Annotated in this window: 13 protein-coding genes; 4 read left to right on the forward strand and 9 right to left on the reverse strand. The window is 65.5% G+C overall.

Going from position 1 to position 16,454, the window contains the following annotated elements:
• From EPN33_09835 to EPN33_09850, 4 genes are read left to right on the forward strand one after another with little or no spacing between them, the layout of a single operon-like run.
• Positions 1-1,317 (forward strand): CpaF family protein, encoded by a 1,317-nt coding sequence (locus tag EPN33_09835; protein TAN21945.1) that lies wholly within the window; start codon positions 1-3, stop codon positions 1,315-1,317.
• A complete protein-coding gene (locus tag EPN33_09840) occupies positions 1,311-2,273 on the forward strand; it encodes a type II secretion system F family protein (protein ID TAN21946.1) in 963 nt (320 codons plus the stop codon). Before EPN33_09835 ends, EPN33_09840 begins: the two co-directional genes overlap by 7 nt.
• A gap of 2 nt (positions 2,274-2,275) precedes the next feature.
• A complete protein-coding gene (locus EPN33_09845; GenBank protein TAN21947.1) occupies positions 2,276-3,178 on the forward strand; it encodes a type II secretion system F family protein in 903 nt (300 codons plus the stop codon).
• 7 nt (positions 3,179-3,185) lie between these two features.
• Positions 3,186-3,554, forward strand: a complete 369-nt coding sequence (locus tag EPN33_09850; protein TAN21948.1) for a DUF192 domain-containing protein — start codon at positions 3,186-3,188, stop codon at positions 3,552-3,554.
• Positions 3,555-3,691: 137 nt separating this feature from the next.
• Here EPN33_09850 and EPN33_09855 read toward each other — a convergent pair whose 3' ends face one another.
• The 9 genes from EPN33_09855 to EPN33_09895 form a co-directional block, all read right to left on the reverse strand.
• Positions 3,692-5,971, reverse strand: coding sequence for a tetratricopeptide repeat protein (locus EPN33_09855; protein ID TAN21949.1), 2,280 nt, complete (start codon positions 5,969-5,971; stop codon positions 3,692-3,694).
• A gap of 12 nt (positions 5,972-5,983) precedes the next feature.
• Positions 5,984-6,625, reverse strand: a complete 642-nt coding sequence (gene epsI / locus EPN33_09860; protein TAN21950.1) for an EpsI family protein — start codon at positions 6,623-6,625, stop codon at positions 5,984-5,986.
• Complete coding sequence (locus EPN33_09865; GenBank protein TAN21951.1) at positions 6,618-7,502, reverse strand: exosortase/archaeosortase family protein; 885 nt, start codon at positions 7,500-7,502, stop codon at positions 6,618-6,620. Before EPN33_09865 ends, epsI begins: the two co-directional genes overlap by 8 nt.
• A complete protein-coding gene (locus tag EPN33_09870) occupies positions 7,499-9,466 on the reverse strand; it encodes a glycosyltransferase (GenBank protein ID TAN21952.1) in 1,968 nt (655 codons plus the stop codon). The genes EPN33_09865 and EPN33_09870 overlap by 4 nt, the downstream gene beginning before the upstream one ends.
• Positions 9,463-11,007 (reverse strand): hypothetical protein, encoded by a 1,545-nt coding sequence (locus EPN33_09875; protein TAN21953.1) that lies wholly within the window; start codon positions 11,005-11,007, stop codon positions 9,463-9,465. The genes EPN33_09870 and EPN33_09875 overlap by 4 nt, the downstream gene beginning before the upstream one ends.
• Complete coding sequence (locus EPN33_09880) at positions 11,004-12,623, reverse strand: hypothetical protein (protein TAN21954.1); 1,620 nt, start codon at positions 12,621-12,623, stop codon at positions 11,004-11,006. The genes EPN33_09875 and EPN33_09880 overlap by 4 nt, the downstream gene beginning before the upstream one ends.
• A 76-nt stretch (positions 12,624-12,699) precedes the next feature.
• Positions 12,700-14,034, reverse strand: a complete 1,335-nt coding sequence (locus EPN33_09885) for a hypothetical protein (GenBank protein TAN21955.1) — start codon at positions 14,032-14,034, stop codon at positions 12,700-12,702.
• Positions 14,035-14,039: 5 nt separating this feature from the next.
• Positions 14,040-15,281, reverse strand: a complete 1,242-nt coding sequence (locus tag EPN33_09890) for a glycosyltransferase (protein TAN21956.1) — start codon at positions 15,279-15,281, stop codon at positions 14,040-14,042.
• 10 nt (positions 15,282-15,291) lie between these two features.
• Positions 15,292-16,443: a hypothetical protein gene (locus EPN33_09895; GenBank protein TAN21957.1), complete on the reverse strand. Its 1,152-nt coding sequence runs from the start codon at positions 16,441-16,443 to the stop codon at positions 15,292-15,294.
• Between the last annotated feature and the right edge of the window lie 11 nt (positions 16,444-16,454).

Below are 16,454 nucleotides of genomic sequence, written 5' to 3' on the forward strand. Positions count from 1 at the left end.
ATGGCTACCCTAGTAGAACGCTCCGGGTATCAGCAACTCAAAGGCGACTATCACCGCCGCGTGCTCGATCATTTGCACCTGGAGCAGCTCGACCGGATGCCGCGTGAGGAGGCAGAACGGGAAGTGGTGCGGCTGGTGCGGACGCTGCTGGCGCAGGAACAGGCGCCGCTCAGTCTGGCGGAACGGGACGTGCTGGCGGCTGATCTGGTGGACGAGATTTTTGGTTTTGGTCCACTGGAAACGCTGCTGCGCGATCCGGCCATCAGCGACATTCTGGTCAACGGCGCGGATCAGATCTATGTAGAGCGCGGAGGGCGGCTGAGCAAGAGCGGCGTCACGTTTCGCGACGACGCCCACCTGCTGCGCATCCTTGATCGCATTGTCAGCCGGGTGGGGCGGCGCATTGACGAAAGCTCGCCGATGGTGGACGCGCGCCTGGCAGACGGCTCGCGCGTCAACGCCATCATTCCGCCGCTGGCGCTGGATGGTCCGTGCGTGTCGATCCGGCGCTTCGGCGCCACGCCGCTGCGGGCCGAGGGCCTGCTGGCACAGCAAAGCCTGACGCCGGCGATGCTGGCGGTGTTGGCGGCCTGCGTGCGCGGGCGGCTGAATATGCTGATTTCGGGAGGCACGGGCGCGGGCAAGACGACACTGCTGAACGTGCTCTCCGGCTACATTCCGGAATGGGAGCGGGTGATCACCATCGAGGACGCGGCAGAACTGCAACTCAAGCAGGAGCACGTGGTGCGGCTGGAGACGCGGCCGCCGAATGTGGAAGGCGAAGGGGCGGTACGGCAGCGGCAATTAGTGATCAACAGCCTGCGGATGCGCCCCGACCGGATCGTGATGGGCGAGTGCCGGGGCGAAGAGGCGGTGGACATGCTGCAGGCGATGAACACTGGCCACGACGGCTCGCTGACCACCATCCACGCCAATTCGCCGCGGGATGCCCTGGGGCGGCTGGAGACGATGGCGAGCATGGCGAATCTTCATCTGCCGGAGCGCGCCATCCGGCGCCAGATCGCCTCAGCGCTGCAAGTGGTGATTCAACTGGCGCGGCTTTCCGACGGGACGCGCAAGATTCTGAGCATCGCGGAAATCACCGGCATGGAAGGGGATGCGATCTGCATGCAGGAGCTGTTCCGCTTTGAGCGCATGGGATTGAATGAGCGCGGCGGCGTGCGCGGACGATTCCAGGGCACGGGGCTGCGGCCGCAGTTTACCGAGCGGCTGGCGGCAATGGGCGAACACCTCAAGCTGGAGGCGCTAATGGATGGCGTCGAAGTGGGAACCGAAAGCCGGGAGAAACCATGTTGACTACACTGCTCCCCTTTGTCTTGCTGATTGTGATCCTGCTGGCGGGCCTGTGGCTGGCGCGGAACCATGAAGGCAAGCGGCTGCGGCAGTTGCGCGACCGCTTGCACCTGATCGAGGAGTCGGAGACACGGGCGGAACGGCCGAGCCTGAAGCTACTGCGCGACGACCTGCTCAGCGAGATCCCGATTTTGCACCGCTGGCTGAGCCAGCGGCGGCTGGGGGCGCGGCTGCGCACCTGGCTGCAGCAGGCGGGGATGACGCTGCGTCCGGGCAAATACCTGTTGTTGGTGGCTGGGGTAGGAGCGGTGGGAGGGCTGGTAGCGCGGCTGGCGCTGCCGGGCTGGGAGTTTCTGGTAGGGCTGGGGGTAGGGATGTGGCTGCCCTATGCGCTGGTGGCATACCGGCGCGGGCGGCGGCTGGCGCAATTTACCGCCCAGTTCCCTTCCGCCATTGATCTGCTGGTGCGCGCCAGCCGGGCGGGCCATCCGCCCAACGCCAGCTTTGAGCTGATCGCCAACGAAATGCCGGAACCGATCGCGGGAGAATTCCGGCAGGTATTCGAGCAGCAGCGCTTCGGCTTGCCGCTGCGCGACTGTCTGCTGAACCTGGCACAGCGGGTACCGGTGGTGGACGTCCAGTTTTTCGCCATCACGGTCATTGTGCAGAGCGAAAGCGGCGGAAATCTGGCGGAAATTCTGGAAAAGCTGGCCGGTATCATCCGCGAGCGCTTCCAACTGCAGCGGCAGGTCAAAATCCACACCGCCCAGGGGCGGATGACGCTGTGGGTACTGATGGGGCTGGCGCCGTTGCTGCTGCTCACCATGCTCGGGCTCAGTCACGATTTTGTGATGCCGCTGCTGACGGATCCGCTCGGGCGGATGATGCTGACGGTGGGAGTTGTGCTGCAGCTCATCGGTCTGTACTGGCTGAAAAAGATCATTGCGTTTGAGGTGTAGTCATGTCACCCGTAGTTCTCGCCACTGTAATTTGCGGCATTTTGGCACTGGCGCTGTTCCTGATGGGCGCGGCGATGCTGCATACGGACTTGCCGGCGGTAGAACGGCTGCGGCTCTATCTGGGGTTACCGGCACGGCAGCGGCCCAAGCTGGCCCAACAACTGGAGGCGGCGCTGGCGCCGGCGGCCAAACTGCTGCCGCCCTCGGCACAGGAATCCAGCCGTACCCGCCAACGGCTGATCCAGGCGGGTTACCGGGAGCCGCGCCATCTCCAGATTTATTTTGGAGTGAGGGCGGTGCTGGTGCTGGCGCCCTTCCTGCTGCTGCTAGCCGCCGGCATGGCGCGGCGCGCACCGCTGCTATTGATGGCGGCTCCGGCACTGGGGTTGGTGTTGCCGCGTTTTCTGTTAAAACGGCGGGTGGCGCGGCGGGCACGCCGCATTGGCCATAGCCTACCCGACGTGCTCGACCTGCTGGTGATCTGCGTGGAAGCCGGGCTCGGCCTCGATGCGGCAATTCAGCGCGTGGCCAAGGAGTTGAAGATGCTGCATCCCGAACTGTGCGGCGAACTGGAACTGCTGGAGTTGGAACTGCGCGCCGGGGTATCACGGCGCGAAGCGCTCCAGCATCTGGGGGAGCGCTGCGCGGTGGACGACCTGCGCACGTTGTCCGCGGCCCTGATCCAGACGGATCAGTTTGGGACTAGTGTGGGACAGGCGCTGCGCGCACACTCGCAATCGCTGCGAATCGAGCGCCGCCAGAGGCTGGAGGAAGACGCCGCGAAGCTGAGCATCAAGATGCTGCCGGTGCTGGCGCTGTTCGTGTTCCCGGCGGTGATGATCGTGGTCATGGGGCCGGCGGTCATCGCGCTGGTTCGCCATCTCGGCCCGCTGCTCACACGCTGAGAGTCCGATGACGTCGGCGATCAATCGTACTCGTGGAATCACGCTGGCTACGAACATGACCATCGCGGTTACGTTCTTTACGCGGCTGCGGGGCCTGTTGGGGAGGCGCCCAGAGGAGTTCAGCACGGGCGAAGGGCTCTGGATCTTTCCCAGCAAGGGCGTGCATGCGCTGGGAATGCGCTTCGCCATCGACGCGGTGTATCTGGACCGCAACTACCGCGTGGTGCACTGCGAATGCGGCCTGCGGCCGGGACGCCTGGGCGCGGTATGTAAAAGAGCGGCGGGTGTGCTCGAATTGCCTGCCGGAACGGTGGTGTCGAGCCAGACGCAGGTGGGCGACCTGGTGGTGTTCGGCGGGGCAGGCGAGCTGCGTTAGGTGGCTCGCCTCTTTTTGCCCTGGTCGCTCCCGTTGGTCGCTTGAAGTGCGGGCTTCGAGTCCCGGCAGGGTCGGCTCGCTGGCGCTCAGGGCTCCTCCAAGCTGCCGCCATAGGCTGAATTGGCCGTCCTGGGTTTTTAACGGGGGGCGGCGCGAAGAGCGGCCCGCGCCTGACCGGCTGCGGGCGGCGCGAGATCCAGCGACAGCGCCTCGCGGAGCTGGGCGGCGCCATCGTGACGCTGGCCGGCGGCGATTTGGGTCATGCCCAGATGAAAGTGGTAGATCGGCGTGCGGGGTGCGGCGGCGACGCAGGCTGCGAGGATGGGAAGGGCGGTCTGATAGCTGCCGAGCTTGTAATAGACCCAGCCGAGGGTGTCTTGAACGGAGGGCTGGTGGGGAGCCGATTTGGCCGCGCGCTGCGCCCAGCTTAGAGCGTCATTGAGGTTTCGATTTTGCTGGGCTTCGACCCAGGCCAGATTGGCTTCGGCGAGGGCAAAATCGGGATGGGCCGTGAGAGCGCGGCGGTAATACGCCTGAGCCTGATCCCACTGGCGCTGCTGGAGGTAGAGATTGCCAATCAGCGTAAGTAGTGGAGCGAAATCCGGTTGCTGCTGGAGCGCCTGCTGATACCAATAGAGGGCGCGCTGCCAATTGCCCTGCTGCTGCCGTAACCGGCCCAGACCGAGCTCCGCCTGCAGGAAACCAGGCTGGAGGGTGAGTGCGCGGTGCAGGCTACGGACCGCGGCGGCATCCTGGTGCTGCGCGGTCGCGAGCGTGGCGGCAAGCCAAGGGCCGGCGGCGGCGCGCGGGTGGGCGGCGGCATAAGCCGCGATGGTGGCTCGCGCGACGGACCAATGCTGCTGGACGGCTTGCACGTGAACGATGTCGCCGGTAATCGCCGCAGAGCCGGGCTGCAACGTGAGAGCCTGTTGATATTGGCGCAAGGCCACGGACAATTGGCCTGCCGATTCTGCGGCCTGGGCCAGCAGGACGTGGTCAGCCGCACTGGAGGAGGAGGCGAGGCCGGCGGCGGTGAACTCTTGAACGGCCTGTTTGGGCGCACCGGCGCGCAAGGCGACTTCCCCCAGAAGGCGGTGGGCTTCGGCATCGTTGACGGCGGACTGGCGGTAGAGATTGGCGAAATGGAGGGCAGAGCCGGTGTCGCCGGAGGCGAGCTCCATGCGGCACAACAGCTTGAGACAGGAGGGCTGATTCGGTTGCAACTGATTGGCGCGCTGTTCGTGCTGCAAACCATGAGCACGATCGCCGGTTTGCCACTCGGCCTGGCCCAAAGAGTAGAACACTGCGGCAGAACCGGGGTACTGCCGGGCAAGGGTTTGCAATACGGGAAGAGCTTTCGCGGTCTGACCGCGCACGATCTGAATGCGGGCCCCTGCGAGCAAAGCGGCCTCGTCGTCTGGCTGTTGGTGCAGGAGCTTCTGGCTGAGCGCCTGTGCTTGGCGCCACTGACCGGCGGCGAGATAGGTGTGCAGCATGGCCTGCTGCAGAGGGGCCGAGGCAGGGTTGGCGGCAAGCGCGGACTGGAAGGTAGCAAGGGCGGCAGACCCGTTGTCATGGGTGGCAAACCAGTTGCCGGCTGCGAGGGCGGCTTCGGGAGAATGAGGCTGGCGCTGCAACAATATGGCCAGATCGTGTTGTGCAGCGGCTGGGCGAGCGGGGTCGTAGTCGAGATCGGCCTGCTGCAGCCAAAGCGCGGCCGAGCCGGGGTTGGCTGCAAGGCCACGCTGTAGAGTAACGCGCGCGGCTTCCGCCTGGTGACTGGCCTGTTGCAGGCGCACGAGATCGACCCAAGCCAGAGGCGCGTGCGGAGCGACGGCGATGGCGTGGCTGAGATCCGCGGCGGCTGCCTGGAGGTTGCCGGTACCGCGATCCGCGAGAGCGAGATTGACCCAAGCGTTGGGGTCCTGCGGCTGAAGTGTGGTCACTTGCTGAAATTGCTTCCGCGCCGCCGCCGGATCGTGCTGGGCGGCAGCAGTGGTGGCGAAGAGCTGGTGCGCCGCGGCGCGTTCGGCGGTGCTGCTGCCGGCGGCGGTGAGCACGGTCCTGGCGGCTTTTTGCGCTTCCGTCCATTCCTGATTACGGACGTAAAGGCGTCCGAGATCGAGCCAGGCATCGAACTGCTGCGGATTGAGGTTGACAATTTCGCGCAGGGCGGCATAGGCGGTAGTCCAATGCTGCTGCTGGAGTTCAAGATTGGCGAGCGCGCGGTAAGCAGCGATAGATTGGGGTTGAAGCTGGAGGGCGCGGCGGATTTCAATCTCCGCGGATTTGAATTTGCCCTGCTGGCGGTAGGTCTGGCTCTCGGCGAGCAGAGCACGCGCCGCTTTCTGTGGATTGTGGTCGCAGCCGGCGAGCAAGAGGCAAACGGCAAGCAGCGCGAGAGAGGGGTGTTTCATAAACGCGTCTCCTTAATCGGGGATGAAGCCTTGCAGCCGAGGCATGACTTGGCGGATAAAGTCCGCGCCAACGGCGGCGGCCGAACGATTGTCCTGGATCGGGATGGCAACGCGCACCAGCGCGGCGTCGCTGCGGCCCTGGCGGAGGCCATCCCACACCTGATAGAACTTGCTCCAATATTCGCTGCGGATCACCCGGCCCCGCTGCTGAAACCAATAGAGGATCAGCTCGCGCTGGCTGCCGCGCGCGACGAGATAACGATTGACACTGATGCGGCCACGCGGCAGAGTGAGCGTCAAGGCTCCGTTGGCAATGGGCTCCCAGCCAGAGCCGGGGAGACAATTTTTGGGCGAATGGATGTCGTCGCCGAAGGTCTGCTGCGGGTAATAGGCGATATAGAGGCCGGCCACCTGCTGACCGGGGCCAAAGTAGACGCGGTTGAGATAGTCATGTAAATCGAGGGCGGCGAGCGTCTTCCCGGACAGTGGCAGAGACGCGCCCTGCCAGGCGCCGACGCGCAGCGGGAACTGTTGCAGCGGACGGGAGGGGATGCGCGGCGCCTGACGCAGGATGACGTTCATGCTGAGAGCCGAGGCGAACAGAAGCGCGGCGAGAGCGCACAGGCGGCCGAACTGGTGATCGTGGTCAGACATGAACCCTCCGAGGCTCCGGTCGGACGTGCAGGGCACGCTGCAGCAGCACCAGGCCGATGAGGGCTACAGCAAACACCTGCAGGCCGGTCAGCATGTGCCAAATGCCGTGGCTGGCGGCGTCGCCGAAACGAAAGGTGAGCAGGATGGTGAGCGCGATGCGGACGGCATTGCTGAGGACTGCGAGCGGAGGCATGGCGGCGATGAGCAGGGCACGGCGCCAGCGCGAGGGCTCGAGCAGGTAGCCATACGCGGTAGCGAGGGCGAGCAGGGCGAGCAACGAACGGATGCCGCTGCAGGCGGCGACCACATCGAGCATGGCAGCGGGCAGGATGATGAGATTGCCTTCCCGCAGGATGGGCAGACCGGTCCAGGCGAGCAGGCCGACACCGGTGCGGGTGGCGATGTTTTTGAGCGGGATGGTGGCAAGGTTGTAAATCAGGGTGGGCCAGGGAATCATGAAGCCCAGGAACGCGAGCGGAAACGCCAGAGCCCGCAGCCAGCGCCAGCCGCGCAGGGTCACGATCAGCCCTGCCAGCATGAGAAGGAACGAAGCACGCGTCAAGAGCAGCTCAGAACCCAACTTGCCGACGAGCAAAATCCCCAAGGCAGCGAAGACCAGCAGCAGGCCGGCAGCCCGTGGCTGCACGGCGAGGGCGCGCAAGCGGTGGCGCCGCTCGAAGACGAGCCATGCGCAGAAGGGCGGCACGAGAAAACCGTAGGCATAGTTGGGATCGGACCACCATTGGGCGATCAAGCGGGCGAAAACGGGTGCATACAGCGCCAACAGCGAGGCGACCAAAAGACCGATGCCGAGCCAGTGGCGGGTGACGTTGTGCCGGGCCGCCACCGGGGCAGCAATCAGTACCGGCGAGCTCATACGCTCATCCTCATGGCGCCTTGCGCGCCTGGCGGTGTGGCCGCACGGAGGACGAAACAGGTGTGCAGGCCGAAGTAACGCCAAGGGAAGCTGGCGCCGCGGCAGCGTTCGAGGTCAAATAACCAATCGTTAAGGCGCGCAGGGCCGCGGCCGGGGCCAAAGCGAGCATCGAGGCGTTCGCAGAAGGGCGGATGCAGGCGGATGGCGCGTTGTTCGATGATCTGGCCGTAGCGCGCAAACTGGGAACGCAGGCCGAATGCGAACTGCAGGTGATCGATGGGCTGGTGGGTCAGATAGCGACGGCACGCACGCGAGCCGGCATCGGCGAGCAGTTTGAGCGGCAGATAGAAGTTACTGTAGCTGGGAGTGGTCAGGACGACGGTCGCGCCGGGTGCGGCTACGCGGAAGATCTCTGCGAGCAAGGCCTGCTGGTGTGGGATGTGCTCCAGAACTTCGAGGCAGAGGATTACGTCGAAACAGGCGCGACGGAAAGGCAGGTGGCAGGCATCGGCCAGAACGGGTGTGCTGGCGGCAAGATTGCGGGGAAACTGGCGCAAGGCGCTCTCGGCCAGCTCCACGCCGACGTAGCGGGCGCCGGCGGCATCCAAAAGTGGCGCCAGCCAGCCGAAGCCGCAGCCAACCTCAAGCACCCGGCGGCCGGCGAGGTCGAGCCGCGGCAGCACGTGGCGCTCAACGGCGCGGTACCACATTTTGGTGAAGCGGCTGCCTGGCGCAGCGGGCTGGGCTTGGGGCTGCCAGCGCGGCTGCTGATAAGCAGTCTCGTAATAGTTGCGGACAACGGTAGATACGCCAGGGGTTGCTGAACGGACCAGGGCGGCATCGAGACGTGCGGCAGCCGGTCCCGGGGCAAATGCACGCTCGACCCACGCATGCGCAGTTGCGGCGCGAGCCCGCGCCTCTTCGCGATGCCGCAGGGCGTAGTCCATCGCGGCGGCCAAGGCTTCAGAGCCGGGGGCGGCAGCGGGGGCGGCGAGCAGGGGCAGCAGGCGCGGCTCACCAGCCAGAGCCACCTGGGTTGCGACCACTGGCACAGCCGCGAGCATGGCTTCGAGAACCGAGAGGGGCACCCCCTCCCAGCGCGAGGAGCAGACGAATAGATCGAGGGCGGCGAGGACGTTGGCACGATCGGAGGCAAAGCCGGCCAGCGCCACGCGCGATTCCAAAGAAAGCCGCGGGATGGCGGCAGCCAATTGCGGACGCTCCGCGCCTTCGCCGAAGATGACCAGGCGGGCGCGGGGATGGCTGGGCAAAACGCGGGCGGCGGCTGCGATCAGCGCGTCATAGCCCTTTTGAACGTCAAGGCGGCCGAGCGTGCCAAGCAAGAGCCCGCCCTCGGGCAGCCATTGGCGGCGTATAGCTTCGGCGCGACAGGAAAGTGCCGGTGGCAACTCGATACCGTCCGGACAACGAACGATGCTGCCGTGCACGCCCAGGCGGCGCAACTGTTCTTCCTGGCCCGCGTGCAGGGGCAGAAATAACGTCGCAAATTTCGCCAGCCAGCGCTCGTAGGCACCCTCATGGAGCGGATTGCGAATGTGAGCAGCGACCGGCACGCCGGCCCAGCGGGCCGCCAGCAGCGTGGGGGCTTGATAGGTGAAGGTGTTGTTGCAGTGGATGAGATCGCATCCGGAAGCTCGAACCATATGTGCGAGGCGGCGGGCAAGCGGCAGATGGGCGCCGAGTTTCATCCACGGCTCAAGGCCGCGCAGACATGTTGGCCGGCGAAGGGGGCTTGGCGCGTGCGGTTGCGGAGCACGCGGCTCCAGCACGTGCAGGCAGCGCACCAGCAGCCGCAGGCGCTCCATGCCTTCGACCGGATAGTAAAGCAGCAGGTCATGACGGCAGCGGGCGCGATCGCAATACTTCAAGTACAGCTCCAGGGCGCGCAGCGAACCGCCGTAGTCGCCGCCGACTTCGACATGTAGAACCAAAGGCGGTTTCATAACCCTCCTGCGGCGGCCATGCCGGGCAGAAAGATGCGGAGATGGGAGCCGAGTTCGGAGCGCGAGTAGCCGGCGGCCATGAGGAAGACGGCCATGACCAGCGTCCAGGCGCCGAGGCCCGCAGCGAACGACTGCGGCTGACCCCAGGACGCGACCACTACCAACAAGGCCAGTGCCGCCAGGAAGGCGGGATAGAGCCGGCGCCAGCGCAAAGGAAACGGCGCCAAGCGGCGGAGGTAAAAGAGGTTCAGCGCTTGATAGGGCAGTTCGGCGCCGCCCCATGCCAGAACGGCTCCTGTGAGTCCCCAGGCCTGCCAGAGAGGCCAGAAGAGAGCGACAAAGGCGGCTATGCGGACAACTTTGGCCACCACCTCCGCGCGTGGATGGCCCAGCGCCGATAACGCGCTGCCCAACAGATAGTTGAGACCGGCAATCGCCGCGCAAGGGCCGAGCCAGCGCAAGGCTGACTGCAGGCCGGCGTAGGCGGGGCCGTAAACCGCGAGTAGCGGGACGGCCCAGCAGGTGAGGGCGGCATTGAGCGCGAGAATGAGTAGGAGGAGCAGACGGCTGGAGTGAACAAAAAGATCTCCCGTGAGCGCCGCATCGCCACGCGCGACACCATGGCTGAGTGCGGCCATGAAGGCATCGAGCAGCAGCTTCAGCGCAGCCGCCGCGAGGGTGGCCAAGCCCATGACGGCGACGTAGGCGCCGAGACGGCGCAGGCCTCCGGCATGCAGGACGAACAGCATGTCCAGTTGAGTCGCGAAAAAGCCCAACATGCTGGAGCCTTGTAGGCCCAAGGTGTAATTCCAGAAGCCGCGCGGCAGAAAGTACCGAGTACGCGTCTGCGGCCGCGGAGCGGCAACCCCACGCCAGCGCACCCAGGCGAGAGCACAGCCGGCAGCCATCAAGGCGAAATAGATGCCCCAGATAAGGGCGGCTGCGTGGAAAGCAAACCAGCTCCGCGCCGTGAGAAACAGAACCAAGACGCCGGCAAAGGTGCCCACGGTAACGCCACGATACAGCCCCTGCGCCCAAGCAAGGTCGAGCGAGCCCTTGAGCGCGGCGAGGAGTAAAGAAAACAGAATGGGTACGGGCGCCAGCGCCATGATGCAAATGATGAAGCCGGAACCGGCATCGGCGCCCAGCAGCCAGTGGAGTGCCTCCGGATAGGCAAGCGCCAGCAGCAGCCAAGGCAGCCAGGCAGCAACCACGATCGCGCCATAGGAACGCAAAAACGCACCGCGGCGGCCGGCCGCGACCAGGGGCAAATAGCGGATGGCCACCGCGTTGCCACCCAGGAACAGAAAGCCCGCGACAAATGCGATGTAGACGAGCAACAGGCCATACCAGGCGAGGCAGGCGGGGCCGAGGCGTGCGAGCAATACGCGCGTGGCGTAGCTGAAGGGCACGCCGGCAATAGCCAGCCATAAGGTCCAGCGCATACCGGTGAGAATGGGACGGCGCAGGTCATCGGGGATCGTTTCCCAACCGGTAGCAATTGGCAAGCGCGGAGCGGGAATGGCGAGGGCGGATTTCATGCGCTCTGCCGCTTTTGACCGAGCTCAGCACGTAGTTGCCGGTAAATCTTGTTGTTGCAAGCGGCGATGGAGGAAAGACTATCGCCGTAGTCTCGCGCTTCACCGCCGGTAGGAAAACCCCAAGCATCGCGGCCATGGCGGCGGACAGCTTCGATGCCATCGTAAGCGTTATCGCGGAAGCTGACCAAACCCCAATTCATCTTCTCGGCCCAGGAATCGGCAAAAGCCCAGAACTTGGTGCCGATGATGGGGCAGCAGCCCGCGACGGAGCGCGTGAATTCGGCCGCCATGGTGGAGGCATACGCCGCACCGCGTAATGACTGGGTAGCATAGAGGGGCGCGCCGGCGCCAGGATCAGGAAAGGCGTAGAGATCGGAGTCCGAGTTGGCTATCATGCCGGTCCAGGTCACCAGAGGAACATCGCCACAGGCGGCAACGGTGCGGCGGAGAATGTCTTCGCTGGCAGCGTTCGCCTGGAGCACGTCCAAAGCAGCGCCGGCCGCGCGCAGGATGGGTGGGCGCGTGAGGCCGTTCCAGCCATTCAAAGTGGCCGGACCGAACACCAGGAAGCCGGGAAAGGCGCGATGGAGCGCCGTGGTCGTGGCGCGGAAGTAGGTCTGGGCGTACTCGAACAGCATGGCATCGAGATCCTCGCGAACGGCGGCGCGCGCCCCGAGCATGTGGGTGCCGTCGCGGCCGAGCCAGGAGCTGCGTCCGCTTTCATCCATCAAGCCATGGCCGTGCGGCCAACCGCCATCCGAGTCGAAACTGGTGTAGCGCGCACCCCAGGCCTCGTTCAGGCGTGTCACGGTGCCGTAGCGATGCCGCAAGGTATCGCGCAAAGCGAATTTGGAATGCAGACGGATGTCGTGATAGTGCATGCCCAGTGCGAGGTTGTGGGTCTGGGCAAAGTTGGTGATGAGCACCATCCAGCCGAGATGGGGATGCAAGCGTGCGACGGCGGGAACCGGGCCGGGGCCAAAGCCGAACAGATCATCGGCGTCGTCGGTGGTGATACCAACCAGAAATGGCGAACGGCCGAGGTGGTAAGCGAGAGCAGCGGCTTCGGCGGCGGCATAGGCAGCAAAATTGGGATCATAGACGTCCGGCGCGGTACTGCCACGCCAGCCGCGATAGACGGCCGGATCGGTTCCGGCGACGATGTCTTTGACCGGACCGGGACCGAAATTCCAGCGGTTGGTCAGGCTAAAGGCCGATGGGCGGATCATGGCCATGAAAGGCAGGCGTTCGGCGTTGGCAGGCCGATCGTAGAGTGGCACCGGCAGCGCATATTCGCTTGTATACTCGCCCAAACAATTGAAGCCCCAGCGGCGCAGGCGGTGCACGGCCTGGCGCGCCCAGATGACGTCGCTGCCGTATTTGGCAAGGCTGAGTTCGCGCTGAGAAAAACGCCCTTGAAAACGTGTGGTCGCCAGATCGACATTGAACACGCCCAGCATCCAATAAGGGTTGCCGACGGGGGTGAGCAGCAGCCAGCGGCGATTGAGTTTTTGCGTGCGGAACCGGGCCGAACCGGCAGAGCGATGGTGATAGCCGCCGTTTACAATGATGCCGCCGTAGTGATCGAGGCGAGGTTCCGGTACAAGCATGTTCATGGGAAAGTGTCTCCAGCCCAGTCCGGCCCAGGCCGAACCGGCCAACCCAAGAAGCAGGATCTGGCGGCGCGTGAATTCATCGGGCGGCATCGGGAGCAAACTCCGGACTGCGGGTTGCAAATTGAGCTTGCGTCACGCGCGCGGCTGTGCCGGCGGGTTGGGCGAGCAAGTTCGCGGCAGTGGCGGCCACGGCGATCAACAGCCAGAACAGCTTGGTGTACTGCGCAGAAAGGAAAATGGCGCTGACGGAAAAGCCCAGAATCCCGGCTTGCATGCCCAGAGCGGCTTCCGCCAGCCAGGCCGGCAGAGCCGCCGAGGCAGGCGCAGTGAGCGCGGGCTTCTCACGCGCGGTGTCTTCTAAGAAGGCCAGCGGAGGGCGCGGCGGGAACGGTGCAGGCGTGGTGGCGGCCGAACGCAAGCGAGCCAGCGCAAACCAGGCGCCGGCCAGCATCGTTAGGTAGAGCAGCAGCGCCGGCAAGCCCATTTCGGCAGCCAGGGCGAGATAGGTGTTGTGGGCGATGTGATCGAGATCCTTGTGGCCGGCGGCATACCGCTCGACTTCCACCTTGAATTCGCCCAGACCAATGCCGTGCAGGGGATGTTGTGTGACCATGCTCACGCCTGCCTGCCAGAGCGCCAGGCGCGTATCGGAAGATTTGATATCGGAGGCATTGGGGTCGATGAGCCGATTGAGCGGCGAGCGCGACCAGAGCAACAGCGGCGGCGCGGCCAGCACGACGAGCAGCACAAACGCACCCAGGTGTTTTTTTTTCGCGGCGTACCACGCGGCCATGACGACGAGGCCGATCATGCCACCGCGCGAGGCCGCGAAGGCGGTGGCCATGAGGGTCAACAGGGCGCAGCCGGCTGCGAGCAGCCGCTTCCAGGCAGGGAGCGAACGGCTGCAGAAGGCGAGCGCCAGAGGCAGACCGACGAGGGCGGAGGCGGTGAAGTAATTGGGATCCCCGGTGACCCATCCGGGCCGGAACTGGGCGTAGACGGCGTGATATTCCTGCCACTCACGCACGACGTAGAGCGAGGCAATGGAAACGGATAGGACGATGGCCCAAAGCACGTGCTCGAAGCGGCGCCAGTTGTCGACCACACTGGCGGTCACGACCAGCAGCAGGAGAAAGCTGGTGTAGCTCAACAACGGACTCTTATCCCAAGTAATGGGTGCGCCCAACGCAAACCAGGAGCCCGCCGCCCAGACACACAGCCCGGTCATGGCCAGCGCGGGCGCTGAGGTGTAAAGCTGAGGCAGCCGCCGGCGCACAAGGCAGTACCAAGCAGCGTAGAGGAGACAGGCGAGACCGAGATACTTGATGGCGGTGAGATCGCTCAGGAAGTGTTCCCAGAGCGGGTCGCGCACCAGCGGCATGGCCGAGATCAAAAGATAGAACAAGACCATCGCCGCTAGCCCTCGCACCGCACGGGTCCGGCGGACGCGGTGGCCGGCGCTTCGCGGTTTTTCGTCAAGGCACGAAGGCCCGCCTGGATGCTGCGGCACAGCGCGGCAAAATCATACTCTGCGTAGATGCGCGCCTGCGCGGCGGCACCCATGCGGCAGCGCAGGTCGGATGATCCGAGCAGGTGCAGGACAGCGGCCGCGAAGGCCGCCGGCTCGAGGGCAAGAAGAATCTCCGTGCCTGGCGTGAAGGCGAGGCCTTCGGCGCCTAACGGCGTGGCGACGGTAGGCTTGCCCAGAGCAGCGGCTTCGAGAATTTTCAACCGCGTTCCACTGCCGATGCGTAAAGGGGCCACGGCGACGGCAGCGCGGGCGAGGTAGGGGGCTGTCTCCGGCACGGTGCCGGTGAAGCTCACGTGTGGAGCCCGGCGGTGGCGTGCCAGGAAGGCCGCGGGAGGGTTACGGCCGACGATCAGGAAGCGCGCCGTGGGCCGCGCCTGCAGGATGCGGGGCCAGACCTCGGCCAGGAAAAACTGCACGGCATCGCGATTGGGAAACCAGTCCAAGGCACCCTGGAAGACAACCAGATCGTCTTCGGCGTCCACACTCGCTGGCTCTTCCGGAGCGACGTTGGGCACGACCTGAATACGGGCGCCAGGTTGCTGTTGGCGCAGGCCGTCTTGATCGACACGGGAACAGACCCAGTTGAGCGCCGTGCGTTGCCCCACCTTGATCTCCCAGCGCCGCACCTTGGCGGCTTCCCAAGCGGCCAGGGCCCGTTTCCAGCGACCGGTTTCGGTCTGACAATAGGTATCGAAGATGCGGTGTTCGAGATTATGATGATTGATGATGAGCGGCGCCACCGTGATGGGGAGATCCACGGCGCTGTAGACGGTGTCGCAGAGGATCGCATCCCAACCGGGACTGGTGCAAAGCTGCTGCAGAAGTCTGCGCGACGAGGAGGAGCGGAAGCGCCAGGCGGCGTAGGGCAAAGAGGACAAGGCGGCTCGGAGGCGGCCGCCCCAGCCGCCGCCGTGGCTGAGGCTGCTGATTTGGTTCTCCAGCAACCAGTAGGCGTCACAGAGATCCTGCAGCTCCACCGGATCCTGCAGGCCAGCGGGGGATTGTAAGCAGAGCAAAGAGACCCGGCAGCCGTGCGCCCGCAGGGCGCGGAGGGTCATCGAGGTACGCAGGCGCAGGCCATTGTTGGCTGGCACCGGACAATCGAGCGCGATGTAGAGCAAGCGCATAGGAAACCCTTCAGGCACGGGTCTGGGCCACGAGGCGTTGATAGTTAGCCAGCACCGCAGACGCCATCCCGGCCGTACCCGGCGGTTGCGGCAGGGGCAGCCGCGCTGCGGCACAGGGTGGGAGATCCCGCTGGTCGCGCCAGAGCAAGGCCCACGCGGCCTCGTACACACAATGGCGAGGGCTGGCGTGCGCGGCCAGGAGCAGCCAGCGCGGCCAATAGCGCGGCGAAGGCAGGCCGTCGTGCCGCACCGCACTCGCCCAGCCGCGCAGGCGTCCGGCGAGGGAGTGCTGGTGCAGCCAACGCCGCCACAGCACCGAGGCGTCGGCTGCGGGCGAGCCGGTGAGTTGCTGGAGCTCCCAGAGCCAGAGCTGGCGAGCCGCGGCCAGCGCGTGAGCGCGGAAACCGCTACGGAAGAGCGTCGTGATGCCGGCGTGAGGATTCAGTTTCCAGGCAGTGCAGGCTTCCACCTGGGCGACCAGCGCGGAGGTTATACATCCGAGAGGATCCCCTCCCTGCGCGTCGAACTGCACGCGCATTTGTTGGGAGCGGGCGCGGTAGCTGGGGGCGTAAGCGCCAGCAAACAGAAGGTAGGACGTCGCCATGTCGAGATACAACTTGACCCAGGGATAGACCTGCTGTGGCGTTTGGGGCGGCGCGGCGGCCACGGCCGAGGGCACCAGTTCCATGAGCCGGTTGGCGAGCAGACGCCAGGCATCCTCGCGGGGCAGATCGGAAATCTGGAACTGGGGCGTCTCGTCCAGCACGTGGGGATCGCCCCAGAGCACGCGACCGGTGGTGCGCAGTTCGTAGCCGAACAGATGAGGCGGCAGCCTGCGCAGGTAGCGCGCACGCACGGGCGTAAGGCTCACGCTGGCCTGCAGGCCTTCGCGCCGCAGACGCGCTTGCAGGCGCTCGTGCCAGGCCATGCGTTGAGCGGGCTGCGGCCAGCGATCTCCGTCCTGCAGGACGCAGAGCAGCTCTGCATCGCCCAGCAGAATCGCACCGCCTGTGCCCAGCAGCCAGCCGCTTTCGCGCCGCGCCATGCTGCCCGCGAGCACCAGCGCTCGCAGCGGTGGGTGCTGGCGCCGGTCGTCCGTAACTAAGGCCGCTACCACGGCCTGCTCCAGTTGTGCGGAAAACCAGCCGCCGTCCAGCGGCATTGTTTTGGCCG

The organism is Acidobacteriota bacterium, from assembly GCA_004299485.1.
In the GTDB taxonomy this organism is placed as follows: Bacteria; Acidobacteriota; Terriglobia; order Terriglobales; family SCQP01; genus SCQP01.

Bases quoted from the DNA above. Each gene is read 5' to 3' on its own strand.
- EPN33_09855 (TAN21949.1), bottom strand. From the start codon at position 5,971: ATGAAACACCCCTCTCTCGCGCTGCTTGCCGTTTGCCTCTTGCTCGCC.
- EPN33_09880 (TAN21954.1), bottom strand. From the start codon at position 12,623: ATGAACATGCTTGTACCGGAACCTCGCCTCGATCACTACGGCGGCATC.
- EPN33_09890 (TAN21956.1), bottom strand. From the start codon at position 15,281: ATGCGCTTGCTCTACATCGCGCTCGATTGTCCGGTGCCAGCCAACAAT.
- epsI (TAN21950.1), bottom strand. From the start codon at position 6,625: ATGTCTGACCACGATCACCAGTTCGGCCGCCTGTGCGCTCTCGCCGCG.
- EPN33_09840 (TAN21946.1), top strand. From the start codon at position 1,311: ATGTTGACTACACTGCTCCCCTTTGTCTTGCTGATTGTGATCCTGCTG.
- EPN33_09870 (TAN21952.1), bottom strand. From the start codon at position 9,466: ATGAAACCGCCTTTGGTTCTACATGTCGAAGTCGGCGGCGACTACGGC.
- EPN33_09875 (TAN21953.1), bottom strand. From the start codon at position 11,007: ATGAAATCCGCCCTCGCCATTCCCGCTCCGCGCTTGCCAATTGCTACC.
- EPN33_09845 (TAN21947.1), top strand. From the start codon at position 2,276: ATGTCACCCGTAGTTCTCGCCACTGTAATTTGCGGCATTTTGGCACTG.
- EPN33_09835 (TAN21945.1), top strand. From the start codon at position 1: ATGGCTACCCTAGTAGAACGCTCCGGGTATCAGCAACTCAAAGGCGAC.
- EPN33_09865 (TAN21951.1), bottom strand. From the start codon at position 7,502: ATGAGCTCGCCGGTACTGATTGCTGCCCCGGTGGCGGCCCGGCACAAC.
- EPN33_09885 (TAN21955.1), bottom strand. From the start codon at position 14,034: ATGGTCTTGTTCTATCTTTTGATCTCGGCCATGCCGCTGGTGCGCGAC.
- EPN33_09850 (TAN21948.1), top strand. From the start codon at position 3,186: ATGACGTCGGCGATCAATCGTACTCGTGGAATCACGCTGGCTACGAAC.
- EPN33_09895 (TAN21957.1), bottom strand. From the start codon at position 16,443: ATGCCGCTGGACGGCGGCTGGTTTTCCGCACAACTGGAGCAGGCCGTG.